Source organism: Paucisalibacillus algeriensis (assembly GCF_000577245.1).
Lineage (GTDB): Bacteria > Bacillota > Bacilli > Bacillales > Amphibacillaceae > Ornithinibacillus.
The window spans coordinates 493,826-518,523 of sequence record NZ_CBYO010000014.1; the positions used below are offsets into that span (position 1 = coordinate 493,826).

Here is a 24,698-nt window from a genome sequence, read left to right on the forward strand (position 1 = left end):
AATTATGCTCATACAAATAGAGATTATTTTGGATACCTTTTACTATTAGGGGGATTTACATAATGAAGGACAATTATATATTTGCATTAGATATCGGAACCCGGTCTGTGACAGGGGTTATTTTACAAAAGTTCGAATCAAAATATACATTAGTTGATTATTGCGTAAGAGAACATCGAGTCAGGTCCATGGTAGATGGCCAAATACATCATGTAGAAGAAGTTGCTGAGGTTATTAAAGAAGTCAAAGAAATGCTAGAAGCTAACCATGGTCCACTACATAAAGTATGTGTTGCCGCTGCAGGAAGATCATTAAAAACGATTACTTCATCAGCGACATTCGAACTCAATCAAAAACCAGTTACAGACCACGAAACCATTAAGCATTTAGAATTAAGTGCTGTGCATGCTGCACAACTCAAGATAGTTTCTGATGACATGGACCAGAACTTTTCGAACTATTACTGTGTTGGGTATTCTGTACTTCATTATAAAATCGACGAAGATCTAATTGGCTCATTAATTGATCAGAGTGGCCAATTTGCCTCAGTTGAAATTATTGCTACCTTTTTACCCAAAGTAGTTGTGGAATCCCTAATCTCAGCATTAACCCGTGCAAATTTAGAAATGGATGCTTTAACATTAGAACCGATTGCGGCTATACAAGTACTTATTCCGGAATCCATGAGACGTCTAAACGTCGCCCTTGTAGACATAGGCGCTGGGACGAGTGATATTGCACTTACCAACTCAGGAACAGTCGTTGCATATGGGATGGTGCCTATTGCTGGTGATGAAATAACGGAAGCAGTAAGTGATCATTATTTGCTAGATTTCCCATTAGCTGAGAAAACAAAACTAGAAATAGTGAAGAATAGGCAGTCAACTGTTCAAGATATATTAGGATTTGAATCTACCATTACCTATGAGGATTTAGTAAACGATATCGGTGAAAGCATTGATAAATTAACAAACTCTATTGCCGAGGAAATACTACAATTAAACGGAACACAACCTAAAGCAGTCATGCTCATCGGTGGTGGCAGTCAAACACCCGATTTCACAGCAAGATTAGCTAATAAATTACAACTGCCATCCAATCGTGTTGCAATTCGCGATATCGAGGCAATCCAAATTCTGAATCAAACAGATAATCTACCAAATGGCCCTGATTTTGTAACACCAATCGGTATTGCTATTGCAGCTAAACAAAATCCAATTCATTATATCTCCATAAAAGTTAATGAAAAAATAATTCGGATGTTTGAAATGAAACAGCTCACAATTGGTGATTGCCTTGTACAAGCTGGAATAGAAATAAATAAATTATACGGAAAACCAGGTATTGCGTCTATTATTACAGTAAACGGTAAATCAATAACCTTACCAGGTGAACTTGGTCAAGCTCCAGCAATTCTATTGAACAAGGAAGAAGCAACCGTTGATACAATTGTTCAAAATGGAGTTGAAATTGAAATAAAAAAAGGTTTGGATGGATTGCAGCCAAAAGTCACACTTTTAGAACTTCTTGGAGATGTTCCTCCCATTCAAATTCGCTTTAATCAGCAAGCTTATGAAATAAAGTCAACATATTATGTAAATAACATGATAAAGGATCAGAATTATCTCATTCAGGACCATGATATCATTGAAGTACGCACACCAAAAACAGTTAGAGATTTCTTTACCTTTGTCAGCTCGGAAAAGCAGCCTGATCATAATGAATTTGAAGTATTCGTTAACCAGCACAGAGTAAAATTAGGCTTAGCTGAAACTCAGATTGTTATAAATAATAAGCCAGTATCATTAGATTATAAATTAAGACAACATGATCATTTACAAGTAATTCCGAAAAACATTCCCACTGTCGAGTTGTTATTAAAACAGTTAAATAAAGACTATCATCACCACATACGAGTAACATTTAATCACGAAACTATCATCATGAAACAACCGCAACTCATTGTTAAAAAAGGTGACACCGTATTAACTGAAGAAGACAGTATTTATCCGAATGACAGGTTATCAATAGAGGATAAAGTATTGGAACCTTTCATATTTCAAGATGTTTTCCGCTATATTGAACTTGATTTAACAAATGCAAGTGGTAACTTCACCGTGATGAAAAATAATCAACCCACTACCTTTTATGAGCAGGTATCTGAAGGCGATAACTTAGCTATTATTTGGGATTAGCTCTAATGACAGAACTGGAAACACTTTATACCAAAAATTAATCTCTACACAAAAAGGATGTCGTAAGTGAATACTCACCTTACGACATCCTTTTCATTATTTTTTTCTTCAGTGTCAGTTTCTTGTAACTTCTTCCGCAGTTATATCCTCTGCATTTCCATCTTTATTTCTCATTTCTTGAATTTTAGATTGAACATTAGATGTAACTTCTTGTGTCTTATGTTTAAGTTCAGAGCCTTTTTCTGTTGCAAACTCTTTCCACTCTTGGCCTTTTGCCTGGGCAATATCTTTCCATTCAAGTCCTTTTGTTTGTGCGATATCCTTCCACTCTGTTGCACGGTCACGTACTTGGACAGCTCCCTGATTAATATCCCCTCTTAATTCTTTACCAGACTTTGGAGCAAATAATAATGCCAAGCTAGCACCTACTGCAGCACCTATGACTGTACCTACGATAAAATCTCTACCGTTATTATTTTCTGCCATGTTGGTTCCTCCTTTTATTTTCTCTTTTTTAAAAAATCAAATAGTGCAGCTCCCCATGTAACTGCTTGTGAAGCCTTATCTTGATTTTCTGAGGCTGCCCTAGAAACACTAGATGAAAATTGTTTTAATGATTGATTAAAGTCTTGAACTGTTTCACCAATTCCTTTAACACCATCAAATAAACCATCTAATTTAGCTGTTTTTTTATTTACATCATCAGCAAGGGCATTTGTCTTGTGTAGTAACTCCGTTGTTTCTGTTGTAATTCCTTGCATTTGCTTTTCTAGGCTCTCCAATGTATTCGCAACATTGTTAAGTGTTCGGGTTGAAGCCTTTAATGTTTTTGCTAAGTAAATTACTAGCACTGCAAAAGCAACGGCAGCAATTATTGCAGCAAGATAGAGTAAGATTTCCATAGCAGTAATCATTCCTTTCTTTCTAAGTGAGTTTGCCAAAATGCAAGTGCTTGTACAATTCATGTTCCCTTTTATTTCGACAAATAAACATAAGTTATCGTAGACACATTCTTTATTAGTATATCTCCATTATAGGCTTTTCTATCATAAAATTCGAATGTTATGTAGTATTTTTTTCCAAGTAACAAAATTCATTCCTAACAAAAGATGGCATTCACGTTGAATAGGTAATGTAGAAATACCACTATGCATGCTGGGGTGATTAAAAAAATTCCCCTTCTGCTAAAAAAGCCTGTTACTTTTATGGTAACAGACTTTTTATAGATATATTGTTAAATACTATGAAGAATTTCTTCATAGGCTTTTTGGAACTTCTGGATATCTCCAGCTCCCATAAAGATTAATACACTATTTTCATATTTCTTTAATTCTTCAATTCCTTCTAATTCTAGAACAGAACTATTAGGAATCAGCTTTTGTAAATCCTGAATGGTTAATTGCCCACTATCTTCCCTAGCAGACCCGAAAATCTCACATAAGTACACAGAATCTGCTGGACTTAAACTATCTGCAAATTCTTGCAAAAATGTTTTTGTCCGGGTAAATGTATGTGGTTGAAAAATAGCGATTACTTCTTTATTTGGATATTTCTTTCTTGCAGATTCAATTGTTGCTGTAATTTCTCTTGGATGATGCGCATAATCGTCGATAATGATTTGATCATTTATTTTCTTTTCTGTAAAACGACGTTTAACACCTTTAAATGTATCCAGGTTTTTTATTGCATCTGCTTCCATACCTTCATATTGACATATTGCAATAACGGATAATGCATTTAACACATGATGGTTTCCATACATTGGAATGATGAATGTATCGTAATAGGTGTTACGAACAAATACATCAAACTCTGTACCATGCTCCGTTTCTCTCACATTTTGTGCTTGAAAATCATTTGACGGTAAGAATCCGTAATAAACGACTGGAACCTTTGCCTGAATTTGTTGTAGCTTCTCATCATCACCACATGCAATTATACCTTTTTTAACTCTTTCTGCCATTGATTGGAATGCATCAAAGACATCGTTTATACTTGAAAAATAATCTGGATGGTCGAAATCAATATTGGTCATGATCGCATAATCTGGCTCATAACTCAAGAAATGCCTTCGGTACTCACATGCTTCAAACACAAAATAATTACTATCAACATGCCCTTTACCTGTCCCATCCCCAATTAAGTAGGAGATTGGATAAACAGAATTTAATACATGAGCAAGTAAACCCGTGGTGGACGTTTTACCATGTGCCCCAGTTACAGCAATACTAGTGTACTGTTTTAACCACTCTCCAAGGAATTCATGATAACGATAAAATGGTAGTCCCTTACTTTTTGCTTCTTGGATTTCTACATGCTCATCAGAAAAAGCATTTCCTGCAATAATAGTTAAATCATCTGATATATTTTCTTTTGCGAACGGAAGAATCGGTATGTTTTTCGATTCAAGAGCCTCCTGGGTAAAAAATCTTTTTTCTACGTCAGAGCCTTGCACATTTTCTCCAGAATCATGAAGAATTTGTGCTAGTGCACTCATACCAGTACCCTTAATACCAATAAAATGGTAAGTTGTCATAAAAAAGAACCTCCAACTATATGTGTAAGAAAACACTTCGGTGTGCTTTCTATTCTAACATCAGCATAAAGCGGATACTAACTAAACTAAGATTAATAACATTAAGTAATTATAACAAAACTTATTTCGTATTAAAATAGTAATTTGGTTGTGTCCTAATTATTAATAGATGTGATGTAACTCTTTATATTCTACTTTTTCTAACCTTGGATTTGGTCGATAACGGCGTCCATCTTTTGCCTCAGGCGAACCGTTTAACATAACATTATCACCCGTAAATCCAATATCAAGCTTTAATAAACTTCTACCTATTCCATACGTATTAACTGGAACACCTAAAGATTCAAAGTAACGGATTTTTTCTTCTGTAAATCCACCAGTTGCAACAATTTTTACATGATTAAATCCATTATCATCAAGTGCTTTTCGTAATGCAAATACTAACTCCGGATTTACTCCTCTAGGATCAAAAGAACCCATTACATGATAATTTCTTAGAAAATACTTATCAACAAGTGTATTAGAAGTATCTAAACGAACACCTTTCAGTTTATCACCAAAAGCGCTTGCGACCTTTAGTGCATCTGTGATGACATCATTATTATAATCCACTAAAGCCACTAAATCATCTTCCGGATATACTTCATGATAAGCCTTTGTAGCCGCTACGACATCACCTTTAAACATTTGAATCATTGCATGTGGCATAGTGCCCATACCTTCTTTTCCCCACCATTCATTCATAGCATGGGTTGCTTGGGCAGTTGATCCACCTATAAAGGCTGCGTAACCATCTCCAGCTTGCGTTGTATAATGATCATCACGATCTCCCATGAATATCACTGGCTTTTGTTTTCCAGACGATCTTGCCGCTTTTACAACATTATATACATTCGTTGCTACGGATGTTCTTCTTGCCAAAATGCCATCAATTATACCTTCTAAATATCCAAACTGTTGATATTTCCCTGAGATAGTTAACACTGTTTCAAACGGACTTATCTTGTCACCGTCTTTTAAGGAATGAATTTCTATAGATCCTGGATCATCAGCGAATGTATGAATTAGTGCAATGGCTTCGTCAGTACCACATAGGACAGCATCTTTCTTTTGAAAGAATTGCATCGTGACATGATTATTCGGAACCTTTTTCTCAACAATTTCTTTAGTCTTTAAAAAATATACAGCTGAAAACCAACCTTCCTTAATACGTTCATCAAACTTAAACGTATGATTAGTTAGGCGATCTATTTCCCCACTAAGCTTTTGTTCTATTTCTTTCATAATAGTCTCCTTAATTTCTTTTCCTTATTATCATATATCCAGCCAAATAATTTAACAAGTAATCAAGTAAATGTTTACGATAATATCTCTTCCAATTCCACTCTGGTTATTAAAACATCTCTTGGCTTACTACCATTTTGCCCTGAAATGATTCCCTTTACTTCTAATGCGTCCATTAACCTTGCAGCGCGATTATATCCAATCTTAAAATGACGCTGTAATAAAGATGTACTCGCACTATCTTGTTCAAAGATAAATTCAATTGCCTCCGTTAGTAGCTCATCTTCTTCCTCATCTGCAACAAATTGTTTCAATAAAGACTCTTGTTCAAATAAGTAATTTGGTTCTGCAATCGTGCGTACATAGCTAGTTATTCGTTCAATTTCCTCATCCGAAACAAATGGGCCTTGTAATCGGACTGTTTTTCCTGCTCCGTTTTCAACGAATAACATATCACCTTTTCCTAACAATTTTTCAGCGCCACCAGTATCAATGATTGTTCTAGAATCGACTTGAGAGGAGACACTAAATGAAATTCTTGTTGGAATGTTTGCTTTTATTAATCCTGTTAAAACGTCAACAGATGGGCGTTGGGTTGCAAGCAAGAGGTGAATTCCACATGCCCTTGCTTTTTGAGCAATTCGACTAATAGCATCTTCAACATCTTGTGGTGAAACCATCATTAAATCCGCTAATTCATCGATAACAATAACGATGAATGGCATTTTTTCATTTGCTCGATTTTGGTTTAACACTCTTTGGTTGTACCGTTCAATATCCCGAACACCTTCATGTACAAACTTCTCATAACGTTCTTCCATTTCATTTACAGCCCATTTTAAGGCGGCCGTTGCAGCTTTGACATCCGTAATAACTGGTGACACCAAATGTGGTATTCCATTATATGGTGCAAGCTCCACCATCTTTGGATCTATTAGCATAAATTTCACATCTTCATGATGAGATTTATAAATTAGGCTTAATAAAATAGTGTTGATACAAACACTCTTACCAGACCCGGTTGCTCCAGCAATTAATCCATGTGGCATCTTTTGAATATTTGTTACAACTGGTGCTCCTTCAATATTAAGGCCTAACGCTATCGTTAACGGTGAATTACTATCAGTAAACGAATCTGAACCTAGAATTTCTTGAAGTCCCACCATTTGTGAAGATGGATTAGGAACTTCAATACCAATGGTATTTTTACCAGGAATAGGTGCCTCAATCCGAATATCCTTAGCAGACATGTTTAATTTTAAATCGTCGCTTAGGTTCTTTACTTTACTAACCTTTACACCTAGCTCAGGATGAACCTCAAATCTTGTAACTGCAGGTCCTTGGGTAGCATTTACGACACGTGCACGAACATGGAAATGTTTTAGTGTTTGTTCAAGTAATTCTTGTTGTTCCAAAATCCATTGGTCATTTAAGTTACTCTTAACAATTGGGTCATTTAGTAAATGTAATGGAATTGTGGTATGTTCCGCTTTGATAGTTGATATTTGATTAACTTCAATAGGTTGTTCTGGTTCGATTTGACGTTCTTTTATTTCCTTATTCTCCTTATGCTTCCATTCAGCTTGACGACTATTAGAATACCTTTGATTTTCCAATTGCGGTTCACTGTATCTTTGTGAAATTTTTCGTTTATCCTGCGGTGTCATCATGACATTATAGGGAATACTGGCTTGTTTCTTGTCATCTGATCCAGTTCTTTTTGGTTTGGAATCTTTCTCAACTTGTAATACTTGTTGCGATTGGGAAATAGGTTGTTCCTTTTTCTCCACACTCTTGAATTCTTCCATTTTTCTAGAAGGTCTATTATTTTGATATAATTGTTCATTAACTAGGTTACTAGTTTCTGTTTGCACGGTAGAGATATCTACAGTTTGATTTTGGTCAACAACTGGTTCCACATTTTCTTGATATTTTACTTTTTGTTTTCGAATATATGTTGGAACGGAAACTACTTCTTTCTGCTGCTTCCTACTATTAAAGCCATAAATTGGTGATGGTACGTCGGTTCTTTCAAATGGCTTTTTAGTGGTGGGAAGCGTTTCAGCTTTGCTAACATCTTGTTTTTTCTGTTTGTTTTGGTGTATTGGCTTAGAACGTGAACTATTATGATTGACTTGGTTGATAGGACTAATACTACTCAACCTGTGTCCCTTACGAAGATAAGCAGGTGTTTCAATATCAACATTAGGTCTACTAATCTTTCGGTTTTGATCTTGGATTTGTGGAATATGGTATGATTCATTTTTGGGATATTGATATAACATTCTAGCTTTAATGTCAGGATGTAATTCCTGTAATGGCTGAAATTCTTGGATGTCTTCTTCTACTTCTACTTCCTTCCATATAAAGTTTTCTATTTTTTTCTTCCAGTTATCCCACATGTTTTTCACTCTTTCTTTACTTTTCTAACTAAATTTTTATATATGTTTTTCTAAAAGATATAATTTGTTAGAAACTGCGCGGTATTTGAGAATTTTGTTAGAGCATCATACCCGCCCCGGAAATACACTCCACTTTTACTTCCAGTACAGGGGCGACATCTACTCGAAAGTAAAAACCGATTTTCTTAGTACGATGACATGCTACCGACGCCTTCCTTGGGACTGCGCTTACTCGCCCCATCGAAAACCATTGTCCTACGGGAATAGCACGTGTCCGAAGACCCCGCAAAAGATGCACCTGCGTCTTCTAGTAACGCTACGAAGAGTATTCCTCGGTGCAAGGGTGCAAAGAACCATTTTCAAGTAGTACCCTGGCTGAGGCCTTGCCCGTGGAAAGCGGAGTATTCTGCCGGATCGGTAGTTTAGCACTATCCAAAGAAAAATTATTACCGCACAGTTCTAACAACCGTGAAAATAAAAGCAACAAACGTATCGAAAACAGCCTTGATAATTGTTGCTTTAGCCTGTTCATCCGTGTCTCAAACCTTAGGAACAACTATTTGTAATTATCATATTCTTATACAATGAAAAAGCTAATCAATTAGACTTCTAACTAAAAAGCAACCTAGTAAAAAACTAGGTTGCTTTCTATTATACAGGAAAAGCTTGGCCAACTGAATAGGAATCGTCAAGGACATAAATTCCTTTTTCTTTTGGTGCATTTGGCATTCCAAGTTCCTTTTGAGAACAAATCATTCCGTTTGATGGAACTCCCCGTAATTCAGTTGGTTTGATGCGGAGGCCACTTGGCATTGTTGCGCCAACCTTTGCAACAACTACCTTTTGCCCTTTATCAACATTTGGCGCTCCACAAACAATCTGTAATACCTCTTCACCCACATCTACTTTACACACACTTAACTTATCTGCATTTTCATGTTGGTCTTTTTCTAATACATATCCAACAACAAATTTAGGACTAAGATCAAAGTCAAGTGAATCTTGAATATTGTTAGTTTCGAATACATGTTTAATCGAATCCAATAATTCTGTTGTTAATTGAATTTTCCCAGTTTGTGTAAGTTCTAAGTATTGGGAAGCACGTTGTATGTTATACCCTAATATTTGATTTTTTTCCAAAATTTTAGTAACAGGACCTACCGTTTCAAAACTTACATTATAACGATCTTTAGCATCTCTTAAAGGAATAATTAATACATCACCAATTCCAGTAGGATTATAAAATACGTCCATTAACATCACTCTTTCTAATTTATTTTTCTGGTCTATTCTTAGCTAAAATAAAGATGGGAGTCAATTTCTTATCTTCATAGATAAAAGGTAATGCTGTTATCGGTATTCTACCTTCCGTAAAGAACTTCATTGTCATCTGTGCCAATATGTCATATCCTGTCTTATTACGGATATCAGCCATAATCAATACATCTTGATGTGGAACTGCAACTGCAAGTTCACCGATGCTTTTATCTTTTATTTCTTCTAATAATGTATCATTTAGAATCCGACTAGCGTCATACCCATCTTGTTTTGCAAAGAAGTAAAAGTCATTATCTGCAACTGTATCTATTCTATAATCATTTTCTAAGGATCTAAGATTAAAAGTTGCAATCTCATCTATTTGTTTTGTTGACCATCCCTCTTTTTCAAGCATAACTTCATCTACCAAACGATAGGATTTACCTAAATCTAGTGCATAAAAGATTCTTGTTTCTGCAGTATGGTCTTTATATATAAGATTAGCACCAGACTTTGCTTTGGTTGGAAATGAAGTAGAGCGGATGACTGGGAAAATATTTTTCTCCATTCCCTCAAGACTGTGTGTCTTATTCATAATTCTTAAGGACTCCGTTACATGATCGACAAGATCATCAATAGCTTTTTCACCTTGTTGATTATATTTACCAATAATATTTGGTAGTTTTATACTTACACCCTGTTTAGTGTTTTTTAACTCAACTCGAAATGTATCATCATCTCGATTATATTTCGTGTTAAAGTTTGAATCTGACAGCCTATCTTCTAAAATCTTTTTCATTTTAAGACTGGTCATTTTCATATAGAAAGCCTCCTATCCATCGGCAATAACGAAAAAAGTAATGCCTCTTCTATGATAGCTATGATTAGAGTTACGTTCAACTATTTCACTTTGAAAAAAACAAAATAGCTAGCAATTTTTATTGAGCTAGCTATTTTGTTTAGTGAACAATTGATAGCGCTATATTCATAAGATCTTCTGCATCTTTTATTACTTCACTTTTTGTTGTGAATACTGTTACTTTTACACCGCCAACTCCGATTTGAAGTTCATTTTCACCTTCAGTTTCACTTGGAAGCACACGAATATAACCAAATTTATTATCATCCTCAAATGATTCGAATAAAATGGCATCATCAGTTTTGGCTGCCTCATAATTTAGTTTGCTAAGATTACCTTCTAATGTATTGTAAAAAATGATAATTGTTTTATCTCCATTTTCTAATATTGCATTAAAGTTATCAACTTCCTCAACTTCCATCGTTTCTGGGAGGAAAAATGAAAAATGTTCGCCTTGGTAATTATCCTCTGGAATATCCTCACTATAAAAAGTTTCATCAGCAGTTTCTCCTGCTTGTACAATAATCGATTCATCTGATTGATAGCTAAACACACTTATTACAATAATAAATATAAGTAATAAGGAACTTGCTATATAGGTTAATTTTGGCATAAATATTTTTCCTCCTACAATAGACCTATAAAATTCTTCTTTTATCATACTACTAATTAAAAATATTTAAAAGTACATGGTCGAATAACTTTAATTATTTTCTCTTATTAGATAGTATAAAGTTAACAAACAAATATATGGAGGTAAAGTAATGGAGCTAGTTGTATATTTAGCTGGTCAAATTCATGATAATTGGCGCGAAGAGATCATTAAAAAAGCTAGAGAAAAAAAATTACCATTAAAGTTTGTTGGGCCGCAAACGAATCATGATCGTTCTGACGATATAGGTGAAGTCATATTAGGGGAACAACCCGGAAAATATTATAAAGATGACGCCGCTTCCGATATCAATAATTTTAGAACACAAGTACTCATGCAAAAAGCAGACATCGTAATTGCTCTATTTGGAGATAAGTATAAACAATGGAATACAGCAATGGATGCCTCAACTGCAATTGCACTGAATAAGCCAACGATTATTATTAGACCCGAAAACCTTGTACATCCGCTTAAAGAGCTTTCTAACAAAGCAAATGTTACCGTTGAGACGGTTGATCAAGCAATGGACGTACTTGGTTATATCTATGAGTAGAAAGGAAGGAGTTTAAATCCTTCCTTTTATTTATCCCAATAACTCCATTGACCTTTTAGTAAAGTCACAACTTGTGTAAACATTTCCTGACGTGTTAGTAAATCCTTTGTGAAAATACCAATTGCCCCTTCTTTTTTTGACACTCCTGACTTTTTAGCGTAATCATCCATAATGACTCCTAACTCTACTCCATTCGTTAATTTCACTTCAATTTCCTTTGGTAATAATATTCTTGCACCACTTGCTGTGTATGTTTCCCCCATTGGCGTAATTAACGCACCCCAATTACATAAAAATAATCCGTCTCCAACATACATAACGCCTCCCTCTAAGCCTAGACCTACAACCCCAGCTTCAGATTCTGCACATTGCTTTGCCCGATTAATTGCTCCTTGCATTGTTTCTTGATCCGAAAAAGGTTGGGGAGATACTAGTGAATCAACATCAAGACCAACTACTATATCCTGTGTAAAAACACCTTGTACTGCGTTTACTTTTGTTGGATTTTTAGAACCTACAATGATTTTCATCTATATTCTCCTTTATTAACATCCCGTTACCAAAAAGATAGCTGCTCACTATGAGCAGCTATCTTTATTATTGCTTACGAATTACATCAATTGCATTCTGGTCAGTAGACTTCACTAGTTTAACTAAAAGTTCTTTTGCAGCTGCATAGTCATCCACGTGAATAATCGATGATGATGTATGAATGTATCTTGAGCAAATTCCAATAACTGCAGACGGTACACCACTACCAGATAGATGAACACTACCAGCGTCTGTTCCACCTTGGGAAATAAAGTATTGATATGGAATGTTATTCGATTCTGCAGTATCTAATACGAAATCTCTCATACCGTGATGTGTAATCATTGAGCGGTCAAAGATACGTAATAATGCACCTTTTCCAAGATGACCAAATTCATTATCGCTTCCAGTCATATCATTGGCAGGTGAAGCATCTAATGCAAAGAAAATATCTGGATTAATCATATTTGCTGCAACTTTTGCACCTCTTAATCCTACTTCTTCTTGAACAGTAGCACCAGAGAACAATTGGTTTGGTAATGTTTCATTTTGTAATTCTTTTAACAACTCGACAGAAAGCCCGCAGCCATATCGATTATCCCATGCCTTAGCTAAAATCTTTTTACTATTAGCCATTGGTGTAAAAGGACAAATTGGAACGATTGTTTGTCCAGGTTTAATACCAATCTTTTCAGCATCTTCTTTATCATCTGCACCGATATCAATCAACATATTTTTTATATCCATTGGCTTATTGCGTTGTTCTTCTGTTAAGTTATGTGGGGGAATTGAACTGATTACACCCACGATTGGGCCGTTATCTGTCATTATTTGCACACGTTGTGCAAGTAAAACTTGATTCCACCAACCTCCAAGCGTTTGAAAACGGATTAAGCCTTTCTTCGTAATCTGTGTAACCATAAATCCAACTTCATCCATATGTCCTGCAACCATTACACGAGGGCCTACTCCTTTTTTAACACCGAAAACGCCACCAAGATTATCTTGAATAATCTCATCTGCGTATTTTTCAAGCTCACCTTTCATAAATGCACGAACAGCATGTTCATTGCCAGGGGCACCTTGTAATTCTGTTAAGGTTTTAAACAATTCTAATGTTTCCTGATTCATACCTAACCCTCCATTACTATGTAAATTACTTCTTTAGTATAACGAAACGTCACAATTGTTTCCACAATTCATGCATATCACAATTATATTTTCTATTTTATTAGAATTACGGTATACTAAAAAATAAACTTACATATGAGTGAATGTAAAGAAATGCATGAGGTGATGTTATGAGTTGGAAAAAAGCAGTATTAGCTGCGGGAGTTGGATTTGCAGCTGGTTATGTAGCAAAACAAACTATGGAACAATACCAGAAAATAACACCTGAAAAAGCATTAAAGAACGCCAAGGAAACGTTTAAGAAACAAGGACCTATCAGTGGTTCATGGATTTATATGAAACCAGAAACAATTGATAAGAATGGTTTACAGTACAATGCTTATCGTGGCGGTGTGACTCGAAGTATTGATGGTCAGAATAAGCAATTTGAATTTTATGCGGATACAGAAACTGGTGCGGTAATTGATGTAGTAGAGTCTGTATAGTAATGAAGAAATAAATAATGCACTAAGAATCTTTTAGCCTGGAATTTTTTCCAGGCTATTAATTTTAATTAAATTAAACGTCTAGTGCGCAAGAGTGGATAGTCTAAAATAGGGGTCTGCTAAAAAATGTAATGTTCCCCATAAAAGCAGAATTTGCTATTGTACAAGTGAAAATACTAATTTATCCACGAATGAATCCACCTTCAGAATGAATTACCTGCCCAGTTACCCACTCAGCTTCATCACTCGCAAGAAAAGCTATAATTTTTGCTACATCATTCGGTGTTCCAATACGTCCCATAGGAAACTTGGGTAAAAGATGCTGTCTGATCTCATCAGTCATCCATGTAGAATCTGTCGGTCCAGGATTTACAGCATTTACTGTTATCCCGAGTGGTGCCAGTTCTTGTGACAATGATCTTGAAAATGCTGATATTGCACCGTAGCTACATAGGCTAATTCTCCAGGCATTGGACCGATATCCTGACCAGATGTCATATTTATGATTCTACCAGCATCTAAATCATATGTTTCAAACCGGCGAGCAAATTCAACACAAAGAAGAAAACATGATCTCATATTAACTGTGTAATGATCGTCTAAAATTTTTGCATTTAACTCCATATAACCATCACTTATTGAATGGGCAGCATTGTTAACCAATATCGAAGGCATCCCTAATCTTTCTGTAACAATATCAAAGATTTCTGAAGCAGCATTTATTTCTGATAAATCTATGTCCAATTCTTCACATCTGACACCCATACTAACAATCTCCCGATGAAAACTTTCGGTCCAATCCCTTTTAGAATTCCAGTGAGTAAAAAATATATCTATTCCTTGTGAAGCTAATTTACGGCAGATTGCTGTTCCGATATCCCTCGAATTACTACCTCCTGTTACGATTGCGATTTTATGTTGAGAATTATCCATAACGTTCCCCATTCTATTTATACTCGTATCGCTTTCTTTCAATCAGGTCAATTCGGTTGCCAGACTCATTAAACTTTATCGCTCGAAAATAGGCATCATGGTAAAACGTATACCAAGCCTGCTTACCATATCCATACTCCATCCACTTCTCCTTCTGATGAACAGAGGTAACAGGATAATCATCATAGGCCATTGCCCATAATTTATTTTGATGGGCATTTGTTGGCATAATATCTGCCATATGGACAAAACATTCCTCATTATCCTCAAAAATAATAATAGCGTGTCCATCACTATGTCCTCCTGTATGGATCATTTTCAGTCCTGGAACAACTTCGATTTCCTCTTGGAAAGGTTTTACCTGTTCCACTACAGGCTTCCAATTCATTTCCCAATATGTATTAACCGATCGAATATTTGGGTTTCGCATTTCATTCCACTCTACTTCTGAAGTGTATATGACAGCATTTTTAAATACGGATTGGAAACCATCTCCTGATTTTGTTGTAAGTCCACAGGCATGGTCAAAATGTAAATGTGTCATGAGAACAATATCAATTTCATCTATTGTTAAATCTAAGTCTGCTAAAGAAGCTTCGATGGTGGACTCTTCCAGAACACCAAAATTTCTCAACTGTTTATCTGTTAATTTACCATTCCCTATACCAGAATCTATTAATATATTCTTCCCATCAATTTGAAGTAGTATCGGATCTGTTCGTAATTCTATTTGATTCTTTTCATTTGATGGATATTTTCTTCCCCATAATGCTTTTGGAACAACCCCAAACATTGCCCCACCATCAAGATAGTTTACTCCCCCATTTAGCCATGTCAACGTAGCACGACCAACTTGTAATGCCTCCATAAACAACTCCCCTTTCTCATATTTCTAGTGTATCGGATAGACAATCTTCCTGCAAACGCTATCATTCAGGCACAAAAAAAGAGGGCATTATTCCCCTCTAAAAACAGCTTTACAACGATATATTGGTTGTCCCTTAGCTGAAAACTTTTCTTCATATTCGGTCATAATATTCTCAGGATCATGTAGCTCATGCAAGTCCAGACTTACTTCCCTTAGTAGCATTTCGTATTCGGAAAAGCTAACTAACGAATATTCAAATAACCCTCTATTATCCGTTTTGAATATCAATTCCCCATCTTGTTGTAGAACATTTTCATACCGCTCTAAAAATGAGCGGGAAGTTAGTCGTCTCTTTTCATGGCGATTTTTCGGCCAAGGATCTGAGAAGTTTAAATAAACCGTTGATACCTCATCTGTCATAAATATTTCATTTAGATTCTCTGCATTTTCTTGGATTAATCGGATATTGTTCTGGCCAGATTCTTGAACCTTTTGAGCAGCGGTTACGATTACGCTCTTAGCAAGCTCAATACCAATAAAATTAATATCAGGAAATTGTTTGGCCATCCCAACGATGAATTGTCCCTTACCGGTTCCAATTTCAACATGGATCGGGTTCTCATTTCCAAATAATTCTTGCCATTTATTTTTATAGTCACCAGGGTTAGGTATCACTAAATGTGCATTTTCTTGTAAAAAGTCATCCGCCCAAGGTTTATTACGTTGACGCAAATTATTGCACCTCTTTCTCTAAGCTTTACATATTTTAGTTAAGTTATCGAATACTAACAAGTGAGGTGAATTCACATGTCATTAACAGTAAATCATCAACTAGAATTATTGATGGATTTATTAGATGAGCAACAATCAGAGTGCTGTGCTCAAGTTTCTGAATATCAGCAAATTAAACGATTAGTAAAATCAATGATGGCAAATAACACAATAACAGATGAACAACTACTACAGTTACTTCCCGAGATTTACAACTACGGTAGACAAGGTGAAAGCGTACAAAACCAGGAAGAACATATTACGACAAATAAAGATAATATAAATAATTGGATAAGTGCAATAGAACAAACAAACTTACAATAATCTCATTTGAATATTTAATTCTCGTAAAGAAACAAGAAGTTCTTCATACTTATCATGTTCATTACGCTCAAAATGAAAAGCTAAATAAGATAGAGCATCAGCAATTAGATACCAATACATTCGAATTAAGAACTGGTTATCAAGTTCAACTCCATAGTTTGTTAACCAGTTTTTCCAATTTTCTTTTGGAATATAGGAATTCAGTACCTTACCATAATCTGCAATAGGATCCGCTATCATGGCATTATCCCAGTCAATTAAAAATAATTGATTATCATCTGTAAGAAGTAAATTATGATGGTTCATATCCCCGTGACAGACTGTTTGCTTTTGTTGCCTAGCAACAGCTAAGTATTTATTTAAATAGGAAAGCCCGTCTGTAATTTCTATTGATGCATGTCGAATTTGATTTGCAGTTAAGCGCTTTTCGATCGAATGAATACAATCATCTGCCGTGATGGGCTTCTTCCCTAAACGTAAAAGCATATGCAATAATTCTGTGGAATGGTGAATTTTATGAAGAAGATCAGCGACACGTTGATGCTGCATTTCAACTGGTTTTAATTCTCTTCCTTCTAGCCACTTTTGTGCCGTTACGACATCTCCATTATGCATCCTCTTTGTCCAAACTAACTTAGGTACAATACCTTCAGCTGATAAAACTGCCAAAAAAGGTGATGAATTTCGTTTAAGAAATAATTGCTTTGATTCTTTCTTTGCAAAATAGGCCTCACCTGTTAACCCACCAGCTGGCGTAATATCCCAATCTTCATCTAATACTTTCTTAAACCATTCCATCATGCATTCCTCAAATCACAAGATTTATCTCTAATTAAAAACAAACATGTTAATAGATTATCGAATTATTACATTATTTTCAAGATGTCTATGAAATTTAATTTCCAAAATCAGACCCCATTATTTGGGTTTCCTGTATACTTTTACTAATGAAACAGGATTGACATGAATCGGTTTGGCCATCAACCTGATATGAAATGGGATAATTTGTACGAATCGATATCGTTTCGACATGGTGAATATCAACTTCTTTAAACATAACATGCTTACCAGTAAAAACGGTTATAAAGAGTCCTAAGATTTTCCACTTAGAAATACCATGGATAATTAAAACCGGGATCACACTAGGCTGTATTTTAGCTGATGGGATAATTTTCATACCGCCGCCATAATATTGATGATTAGCAATCGTTACCATCCAGCAATCTTCAATTATTTGTTTATTTCCATCCATAACAACCTCAACCTGGAACGGTCTAAATTTAAATAATACTTGTATAAGTGCAATAACATAACTTAACGTTCCAAGCCTTAGAGTGTTTAATATATTTTTATAACTGGATTGATTAGCTTGTTTTGCTATCTCCGCATCGAAACCAAAACCAATACTGTTAATAAAACTTCTATGGTTATCACCATCAAAAAAATAGTTCCCTTTCCAGTATAGGATACCTTGCTTTTCTCTCATTATTTTCTTCAAAATAGTGAGCGGGGAACCTTTTATTCTACAGCCTCTGCCAAAGTCATTACCTGAACCACCTGCGATAAAACTAATAGGCACCTGAGTATCCCCCAAACCATTGATAACTTCATGTACGGTCCCGTCTCCACCAATAATAATTATTGATTTAAGATCTTCATTATTTTCAACCATAATTTGGTTGGCGATTTCCTCCGCATGTCCTGGATATTGTGTTAAATAAAGCCTGCTTGATATGTTTTGATAAAGTTTACTTTTCTCGAGCTTCTTAAATATTTTTAATCCTCGTCCATTACCAGCTACTGGATTTACAATAAAGATATACATTTTCATTCATCCTCTTCTATGAATGAAAATCCATTTTGTTCTTCATCTTCTTCCCACTCAGGGCGCTTCACATAATGAGATTGGCAATGCTTTAATATGGCTTCTGCAGCTTTTAATTGGTTACCCTTAAGCGGTGAGACTAATGAACGCTTTTCTTGAAACCATTTTTCGTAATCTTGTTTACCTACTATTCTAGTTTTATATGGTTCAGAAAGAAAATTAATGATATTTGTACGAGAAAGAACAATCTTTTCTATCGGAAAGTTTATATCATGTTTTTCAAGAATACCCTTCAGAATTCTTTCAGACCGTTTTAAGGCAAACATAGGACTTAAACGTTTCGTCTGTTTGTTATCCTTCTCGTATACCCAACTTCGATCGTCAGATGCAGTTATAACGGTATCTGGATTATCTTCTAATAAATAGATAACTTCGATACCTAAAGGACTAATGAGAATAATTTCTCCCTCAATAGGTGCGTTCCGAAGTTCGAAGATTGGATAATACATGAGCAAATAGGTGTCTGGAAATCGCTTCAGAAAATATTGTAAAGTCTTATCCGAGTAATACTTTTTATCCACAAAAGATACATTAGAAATCGTAGATGTAGCCCACTTAAATTGAAAAGGAAGTAAATGTTCTAAAAAATAACGCTTAAGGTCATCCTCGGTTTTCGGAATGACTACTTCCTTTTCCACTTCTACATCTGGTTTTTCTAGATGCTTTCTCCCAAATAGTGATTTCCACCTAGATTCTTTTGGAGCCTCCTCCTTTGCCACTGGACCCGTTAGTGGTTCATGATTACTCCAAAGATAATGTATCCTATTCCAGTTATCTTGTTTCAAGCGAATATATTGGCTTGGATATCTATAAATATCCCATTCATAACGGGTAATATAATTTTGCAGCTTAATTAATTGGGCCAACCGATTACCCCCTTAAATAAAAAGTTTCTACTCTCTCATACTTTGGAGTTTTTGAAGGAAAGATTTGATATAAAACAAATGATTCTATATCCATGTGAAAATTCTCCGCACCATAGATATCCTTAATATCTTTTAACTTTTCAGTATGTTCCTGTGAACCATTCCACTTTTTAGCTAATGTGATATGTGGTCGATATGGTCTATTTTCTTTTGTAAATCCTATCGATGTAGCTACTAGTTCTACTTTTTTATAAAGTTCCTCTATATAATTGTTTTTCTCTACACCAGCCCATAAGACACGAGGATTTTCATGTTTTCCGAACGTACCAATTGAACCAACCGTTACAGAAAATTCGGGGTGTACTATAGAACGTAAAGACCCCCTCAACTTCTCAAGACTATCTTCTTCCACTGCACCTAAAAATTTTAGCGTAATATGCAAATCCGCTTTATGTGGCCAAATTTTATAAGAAAGTTTTTCTTGCAATTGCTCTTGCCAAATTAGAAATTCTTCTTTTAACTCATCGGTAACAGGTATAGCAATAAAGTAATGTGGTGTTTGACCCATCTATATCCCTCATTTAATAGATTTACAATAAGAAAGCTCTTCTGAATTTAATTCACGGTATGTTCCTAATTTTAAAGATTGATCTAGTTCTAGCTCTCCCATGGATAGCCTTTTCAAGTAAACAACTTTCTTCCCCACTGCTTCAAACATACGCTTCACTTGGTGAAATTTCCCTTCGGTTATTGTTACTTCTATTTCAGACTGGCTACCAGCAGAAAGGATATTGAGAGTTGCAGGTTTTGTTTTATAACCATCCTCTAGCAATACACCAGCCGCAAATGCCAGAACATCCTCATCCGTTACGTTACCCGAAATTTTAGCATAATATGTTTTTCCAACATCCTTTTTCGGTGATAAAAGCTGATGTGCAAGCTGACCATCATTCGTGATCAATAGAAGTCCCTCAGTATCCTTATCCAACCTACCTACAGGAAAAGGCTTGTAATGCTGAAATTCTGGAGCTAATAAATCGATAACTGTTTTATCATACTGATCATCCGTTGCCGAAATAACACCGGGTGGTTTATGCATCATTAAATAAATATAAGGTTTGTATTTCACAACATTTTCTCCGACCATTATCAAATCTTTTTCTGGGTTAACTTTTTGACCACTATCTCTCACAATAGTCTCATTAACGGTTACAGATTTGCTTTTTACTAAGGCTTTAACGTCTTTCCTTGATCCATAGCCCATATTCGAAAGTAACTTATCGATTCTCACTTTACCACCTACTTAAAAATCTTTCCTAGTATTCGCACACGGTCTCCTAATACTCTTTCTAATAATGTGGACTTGTATGCAAACCATAGATAAACATACCCACCAAAGCCCACTCCGAGGATTAGCATTAGCATTAGCCCTAACCTTGAATCTTCATAAGGGAAAATAAATCCTAGTACAAACTTCAATATTAGTACCACAATCCACATAAACAGAACAAATATAACAATCAAAATGGTACGTTTAATAAGCTGCCTGAATGGAAATTCAACTGATTTTTTTATCCATAATAGATTTAAAAACACTGCTAAACCAACACCAATTGCTGTAGCAAAAATAGACCCTTTTGCTCCGAACCAATGGATAAATTGGATATTAAATAAGATTTTAAATAATAATCCCGCACATAAATTAATTACTGCATTATTTTGCTGGTTAATTCCTTGAAGAACTGCAGCAGTTACACTAAGTAATGCAAACAATATACCGACAGGCGCATACCAACCTAATAAAGCTCCTGTCTCATCAATATTATTTAAATTATATAACGTTCCGTATGCCTCTCTTGAGAGCATCGATAACCCAAACGAGGCAGGGATAACTAACACAAGGATTATTTGTAAAGCTTGATTAATTTGATTAATTAACTGCGGTCTTTGTCCTTGAGTAAAGGAAGACGTAAGAACAGGCATTACTGCTAAGGATAATCCAGTAGCAAGTGTTACCGGAATAATAACTAGTTTATGTGATAATGTATAAATCGAGCCTAGTAAAGCCGTTGCAATCTTTTCCTGATCAATATCAGCCATTGCACGAAGAAACGTAAAGTTATCCACCAATTGAAACATTGGTATTGCAATAGATACGATGACAAACGGTCCTGCATAACGGAATAACTCTGTTAGTAATTCTTTTTTTGGTATATCATGTGTATATTTTTGTTGCACTATATTCTTATCTAAGTGTGGTTTGCGTTTTTTCCAATAGGCTAATAAGACGACATAAGAGGCAATTGCACCAATAAATGCTGCAAATGTTGCAAATCCAACTGCAGTTGTTACTGACCCATTAAAAATATTAAGGATAACAAATACTGCAATTAAGAGGAATATAATACGCACTATCTGTTCAATAACTTGTGATACAGCAGTTGGCCCCATAGATTGGTGCCCTTGAAAGAACCCACGTAAGATACTCATAGAAGGCGTAATAATTAATGCAAAACTAACCATCCGAATAACCATCGTGACATCTTCCACACTAATTGGTAAATCATTATCAATAATAATTTGATTTGCTATAAACTCAGAACTAAAGAATAATGCTAAAAAGGTAATGATACCTGTTAAGGCCATTATTGACATCCCGGTCTTAAACATTCTCATCCCTGTATAATAGTCACCTAAAGAATTATATTTGGAGACAAATTTCGAGACAGCCAATGGAACTCCGACTGTAGCAACTGTAACTAATATACTATATGGTAGGTAAGCAAATTGATATAATGTCACACCATCTGCCCCAACCATAGCATTAAACGGTATTACATATATCATCCCTAAAAACTTCGATAAAAAGGAGGCTGCTGTTAACAGAAAAGCGCCTCTAACGATCGTTGACTTCGACATTTTTTCACCTGCATCTACAATTAAAATATTACATTAAGCCTATTTTATCACACTACTGGTTACTTAGATAACCATATATACCCATGAGGAAAGAACACCGAATTTTATGCCTAATAATGGTGTATATGCAGTAGGAAGTGGTAAAATACTTCTGAAAGGAATGAGTAAGCTTGATATATGATGTAATTGTAATTGGTGGTGGACCTTCAGGATTAATGGCTTCCATTGCTGCAGCCGAACACGGTGGGAAAACCATGCTAATTGAAAAAGGAAACAAATTAGGAAAAAAACTGGCCATTTCTGGTGGGGGACGTTGTAATGTGACCAATCGGTTACCACAAGATGAGGTAATAAAACATATTCCCGGGAATGGTCGTTTTCTATATAGTGCATTTTCTGTTTTCAATAACTATGATATTATCGACTTCTTTGAAGGTATGGGAGTTGCATTAAAGGAAGAAGACCATGGCCGCATGTTCCCAGTTTCCAACTCCGCGAAAACCGTTGTAAATGCCTTAATTAATAAAATGGATGAGCTGAACGTGAATGTTCAATTGAACACTACTGTCAAGGCAATTCACTTCGATGATAAAAACCATACGATTGTCCTTAATGATGGAGAAAAGATCAATACAAAATCAGTTGTTATTGCGGTTGGTGGTAAAGCAGTTCCCCATACGGGATCTACAGGTGATGGATATGTTTGGGCAAAAAAAGCTGGACATACTATCACCGAACTATATCCGACTGAAGTCGCATTGACCTCAAATGAGGAATTTATAAAACAAAAGACTCTACAAGGACTCTCGTTAAGAGATGTGGCATTATCGGTATTAAATGCAAAGAAGAAACCAATCATCACCCATAAAATGGATATGATTTTTACACATTTTGGCGTCTCAGGGCCTGCAGTATTGCGTTGTTCTCAGTTTGTTGTGAAGGAAATCATGAAAGGTAATAAGAAAGTAACCATGCATCTGGATGTATTACCAGAAGAACATGAAGAACAACTATTGCAAGAAATTTCCTCATCATTGGAACAAAATCCAAAAAAAGCTGTGAAAAATCTGCTAAAAGGCATTGTTCCTGAAAGATTCCTAGCATTTGTCTTAGATAAAAATGGCGTTCCAGAAGATTTAAAGGCAGCCAATCTTGGAAAAGATACATTACGATCCATTGTACAAGATTTTAAAAACTTCACTTTTCTGGTGAATGGATCTTTACCATTAGAGAAAGCATTTGTAACTGGTGGTGGGGTTTCCATTAAAGAAATTGTACCGAATACAATGCAATCAAAAATGATGGGGCGCTTATTCTTCTGCGGAGAAATTTTAGATATACATGGTTATACTGGAGGGTATAATATAACTTCTGCACTTGTAACTGGAAGACTCGCAGGAATGAATGCCGCATTTGAAGCATCTTATACTGGTATTTGATTCCTCTTATCTTTTCATAAAATTGTGGAACTCTATAAAATGTATGGGGGACAAATATGGCACAAAGAAAGGGTTGGTTTTGAATGCAAACAAAAGGCAAATGGTTGCCAATTCTTGCATCAGTTGGTGTAGGTGCGGCTACTTACTATACCATGAGAAAGAACAACCAAAATCTTGGCCAAACTGTTGCGAAAATGGTTCCATTTTTCACTGGAATGCGTGGCGGCAGTGGAAATAACTCTGGTAAGCTTGGACCATTCGGAATGGCATAATAGAAAGCGCACCTATTGGGTGCGCTTTTCTGTTTACTTGTTATGGTGTTATGTGTTTCGGGCTCATGCTTCAATGTTTCGAGCACATGCTCTGTTGTATTTTCTCCATACATCTTTACATCAATTTAACCTTTCAAACAACAAAAAAAAGCCAAGAGAAGAATAAATCATCTCTTGGCTTTTAATTTGCCTGGCAACGTCCTACTCTCACAGGGGCAATGCCCCAACTACCATCGGCGCTGAGAAGCTTAACTACTGTGTTCGGTATGGGAACAGGTGTGACCTTCTCGCCATCGTCACCAGACAGGCATACAGGATGTATGTCGTTCTGTGTTGTTCCCAGGACGGGAACGGTTTTAACAGAACATCCTTGAACGCTTTAAGGAATTCAAAATTGAATTTATACCCTAAAAACTAAATAAGAGTAAACAACGAAATCAGAAAAGTTAGTTAAGTCCTCGATCTATTAGTATCCGTCAGCTCCACGTGTCACCACGCTTCCACCTCGGACCTATCAACCTCATAGTCTCTAAGGG

At 35.6% G+C, this 24,698-nt stretch carries 24 protein-coding genes, 2 rRNA genes and 1 pseudogene; 6 read left to right on the forward strand and 21 right to left on the reverse strand.

Annotation, left to right across the window (positions count from 1 at the left end; all coding sequences use genetic code 11):
* Nucleotides 1-62 precede the first annotated feature (62 nt).
* Entirely contained in the window at nt 63-2,195 is a 2,133-nt protein-coding gene (locus tag TY11_RS12080; protein ID WP_042146438.1) for a cell division protein FtsA, read from the forward strand.
* Nucleotides 2,196-2,309: 114 nt separating this feature from the next.
* Here the strand turns inward: TY11_RS12080 and TY11_RS12085 are convergent, their stop codons facing one another.
* From TY11_RS12085 to TY11_RS12125, 8 genes are all read right to left on the reverse strand, one after another.
* On the reverse strand, nt 2,310-2,681 hold the full coding sequence (locus TY11_RS12085) for a YtxH domain-containing protein (protein ID WP_042146439.1): 372 nt from the start codon (nt 2,679-2,681) through the stop codon (nt 2,310-2,312).
* A 14-nt stretch (nt 2,682-2,695) separates the two neighbouring features.
* A complete protein-coding gene (locus TY11_RS12090) occupies nt 2,696-3,097 on the reverse strand; it encodes a DUF948 domain-containing protein (protein WP_042146560.1) in 402 nt (133 codons plus the stop codon).
* Between the two features lie 332 nt (nt 3,098-3,429).
* Complete coding sequence (gene murC, locus TY11_RS12095; RefSeq protein WP_042146440.1) at nt 3,430-4,731, reverse strand: UDP-N-acetylmuramate--L-alanine ligase; 1,302 nt, start codon at nt 4,729-4,731, stop codon at nt 3,430-3,432.
* 162 nt (nt 4,732-4,893) lie between these two features.
* Nucleotides 4,894-6,015, reverse strand: coding sequence for a nicotinate phosphoribosyltransferase (locus tag TY11_RS12100; protein WP_042146442.1), 1,122 nt, complete (start codon nt 6,013-6,015; stop codon nt 4,894-4,896).
* Nucleotides 6,016-6,089: 74 nt separating this feature from the next.
* The gene (locus tag TY11_RS12105; protein WP_042146444.1) at nt 6,090-8,417 is read right to left on the reverse strand and encodes a DNA translocase FtsK; all 2,328 of its coding nucleotides are present in this window, start codon (nt 8,415-8,417) and stop codon (nt 6,090-6,092) included.
* Between the two features lie 651 nt (nt 8,418-9,068).
* Nucleotides 9,069-9,671, reverse strand: coding sequence for a YtpR family tRNA-binding protein (ytpR, locus tag TY11_RS12115; RefSeq protein WP_042146449.1), 603 nt, complete (start codon nt 9,669-9,671; stop codon nt 9,069-9,071).
* Between the two features lie 19 nt (nt 9,672-9,690).
* The gene (locus TY11_RS12120) at nt 9,691-10,494 is read right to left on the reverse strand and encodes a DUF1444 domain-containing protein (protein ID WP_042146451.1); all 804 of its coding nucleotides are present in this window, start codon (nt 10,492-10,494) and stop codon (nt 9,691-9,693) included.
* Between the two features lie 139 nt (nt 10,495-10,633).
* Complete coding sequence (locus TY11_RS12125) at nt 10,634-11,146, reverse strand: hypothetical protein (RefSeq protein ID WP_042146453.1); 513 nt, start codon at nt 11,144-11,146, stop codon at nt 10,634-10,636.
* Between the two features lie 151 nt (nt 11,147-11,297).
* Between TY11_RS12125 and TY11_RS12130 the strand changes: the two genes are divergently transcribed.
* The gene (locus tag TY11_RS12130) at nt 11,298-11,738 is read left to right on the forward strand and encodes a YtoQ family protein (RefSeq protein ID WP_042146455.1); all 441 of its coding nucleotides are present in this window, start codon (nt 11,298-11,300) and stop codon (nt 11,736-11,738) included.
* A gap of 26 nt (nt 11,739-11,764) precedes the next feature.
* Here TY11_RS12130 and TY11_RS12135 read toward each other — a convergent pair whose 3' ends face one another.
* Together TY11_RS12135 and TY11_RS12140 are read right to left on the reverse strand one after the other, a co-directional pair.
* Nucleotides 11,765-12,268, reverse strand: coding sequence for a DUF84 family protein (locus TY11_RS12135; protein WP_042146457.1), 504 nt, complete (start codon nt 12,266-12,268; stop codon nt 11,765-11,767).
* 67 nt (nt 12,269-12,335) lie between these two features.
* The gene (locus TY11_RS12140) at nt 12,336-13,400 is read right to left on the reverse strand and encodes a M42 family metallopeptidase (RefSeq protein ID WP_042146459.1); all 1,065 of its coding nucleotides are present in this window, start codon (nt 13,398-13,400) and stop codon (nt 12,336-12,338) included.
* Between the two features lie 170 nt (nt 13,401-13,570).
* Between TY11_RS12140 and TY11_RS12145 the strand changes: the two genes are divergently transcribed.
* The gene (locus TY11_RS12145) at nt 13,571-13,885 is read left to right on the forward strand and encodes a PepSY domain-containing protein (RefSeq protein WP_042146461.1); all 315 of its coding nucleotides are present in this window, start codon (nt 13,571-13,573) and stop codon (nt 13,883-13,885) included.
* Nucleotides 13,886-14,066: 181 nt separating this feature from the next.
* Here the strand turns inward: TY11_RS12145 and TY11_RS12150 are convergent.
* The 3 genes and pseudogenes from TY11_RS12150 to trmB all read right to left on the reverse strand — a co-directional run bounded on the left by TY11_RS12150 (nt 14,067) and on the right by trmB (nt 16,418).
* Nucleotides 14,067-14,818 (reverse strand): annotated as a pseudogene (locus TY11_RS12150) (SDR family oxidoreductase).
* A gap of 13 nt (nt 14,819-14,831) precedes the next feature.
* Nucleotides 14,832-15,686, reverse strand: coding sequence for a YtnP family quorum-quenching lactonase (locus TY11_RS12155; protein WP_042146463.1), 855 nt, complete (start codon nt 15,684-15,686; stop codon nt 14,832-14,834).
* An 87-nt stretch (nt 15,687-15,773) separates the two neighbouring features.
* Nucleotides 15,774-16,418 carry a tRNA (guanosine(46)-N7)-methyltransferase TrmB gene (gene trmB, locus TY11_RS12160; RefSeq protein ID WP_042146465.1) on the reverse strand — a complete coding sequence of 215 codons (645 nt, stop codon included), beginning with the start codon at nt 16,416-16,418 and terminating at the stop codon, nt 15,774-15,776.
* A 75-nt stretch (nt 16,419-16,493) separates the two neighbouring features.
* Here trmB and TY11_RS12165 point away from each other — a divergent pair, with 75 nt between their 5' ends.
* Nucleotides 16,494-16,781 (forward strand): YtzH-like family protein, encoded by a 288-nt coding sequence (locus TY11_RS12165; protein ID WP_042146466.1) that lies wholly within the window; start codon nt 16,494-16,496, stop codon nt 16,779-16,781.
* Here TY11_RS12165 and TY11_RS12170 read toward each other — a convergent pair.
* The 6 genes from TY11_RS12170 to TY11_RS12195 form a co-directional block, all read right to left on the reverse strand.
* Nucleotides 16,773-17,579: a phosphotransferase family protein gene (locus TY11_RS12170; RefSeq protein ID WP_052345815.1), complete on the reverse strand. Its 807-nt coding sequence runs from the start codon at nt 17,577-17,579 to the stop codon at nt 16,773-16,775. The genes TY11_RS12165 and TY11_RS12170 overlap by 9 nt on opposite strands.
* Before the next feature lie 97 nt (nt 17,580-17,676).
* Nucleotides 17,677-18,606, reverse strand: a complete 930-nt coding sequence (locus TY11_RS12175; protein WP_052345816.1) for a diacylglycerol/lipid kinase family protein — start codon at nt 18,604-18,606, stop codon at nt 17,677-17,679.
* Between the two features lie 2 nt (nt 18,607-18,608).
* Nucleotides 18,609-19,532, reverse strand: a complete 924-nt coding sequence (locus TY11_RS12180; RefSeq protein WP_042146471.1) for a hypothetical protein — start codon at nt 19,530-19,532, stop codon at nt 18,609-18,611.
* A 4-nt stretch (nt 19,533-19,536) separates the two neighbouring features.
* Entirely contained in the window at nt 19,537-20,100 is a 564-nt protein-coding gene (thpR, locus tag TY11_RS12185) for an RNA 2',3'-cyclic phosphodiesterase (protein ID WP_042146473.1), read from the reverse strand.
* A gap of 9 nt (nt 20,101-20,109) precedes the next feature.
* Complete coding sequence (locus TY11_RS12190) at nt 20,110-20,823, reverse strand: pseudouridine synthase (RefSeq protein WP_042146475.1); 714 nt, start codon at nt 20,821-20,823, stop codon at nt 20,110-20,112.
* An 8-nt stretch (nt 20,824-20,831) separates the two neighbouring features.
* Nucleotides 20,832-22,451, reverse strand: a complete 1,620-nt coding sequence (locus TY11_RS12195; RefSeq protein ID WP_042146477.1) for a putative polysaccharide biosynthesis protein — start codon at nt 22,449-22,451, stop codon at nt 20,832-20,834.
* 170 nt (nt 22,452-22,621) lie between these two features.
* On the opposite strand from TY11_RS12195, the gene TY11_RS12200 reads away from it, so the two are divergent.
* Together TY11_RS12200 and TY11_RS12205 are read left to right on the forward strand one after the other, a co-directional pair.
* Nucleotides 22,622-23,890, forward strand: a complete 1,269-nt coding sequence (locus TY11_RS12200; RefSeq protein ID WP_042146479.1) for a BaiN/RdsA family NAD(P)/FAD-dependent oxidoreductase — start codon at nt 22,622-22,624, stop codon at nt 23,888-23,890.
* Nucleotides 23,891-23,973: 83 nt separating this feature from the next.
* Complete coding sequence (locus TY11_RS12205) at nt 23,974-24,162, forward strand: hypothetical protein (RefSeq protein ID WP_042146481.1); 189 nt, start codon at nt 23,974-23,976, stop codon at nt 24,160-24,162.
* A gap of 188 nt (nt 24,163-24,350) precedes the next feature.
* Here TY11_RS12205 and rrf read toward each other — a convergent pair.
* Nucleotides 24,351-24,466, reverse strand: a 5S ribosomal RNA gene (gene rrf / locus TY11_RS12210).
* A gap of 142 nt (nt 24,467-24,608) precedes the next feature.
* Nucleotides 24,609-24,698 (reverse strand): 23S ribosomal RNA (locus tag TY11_RS12215); the annotation flags it as partial.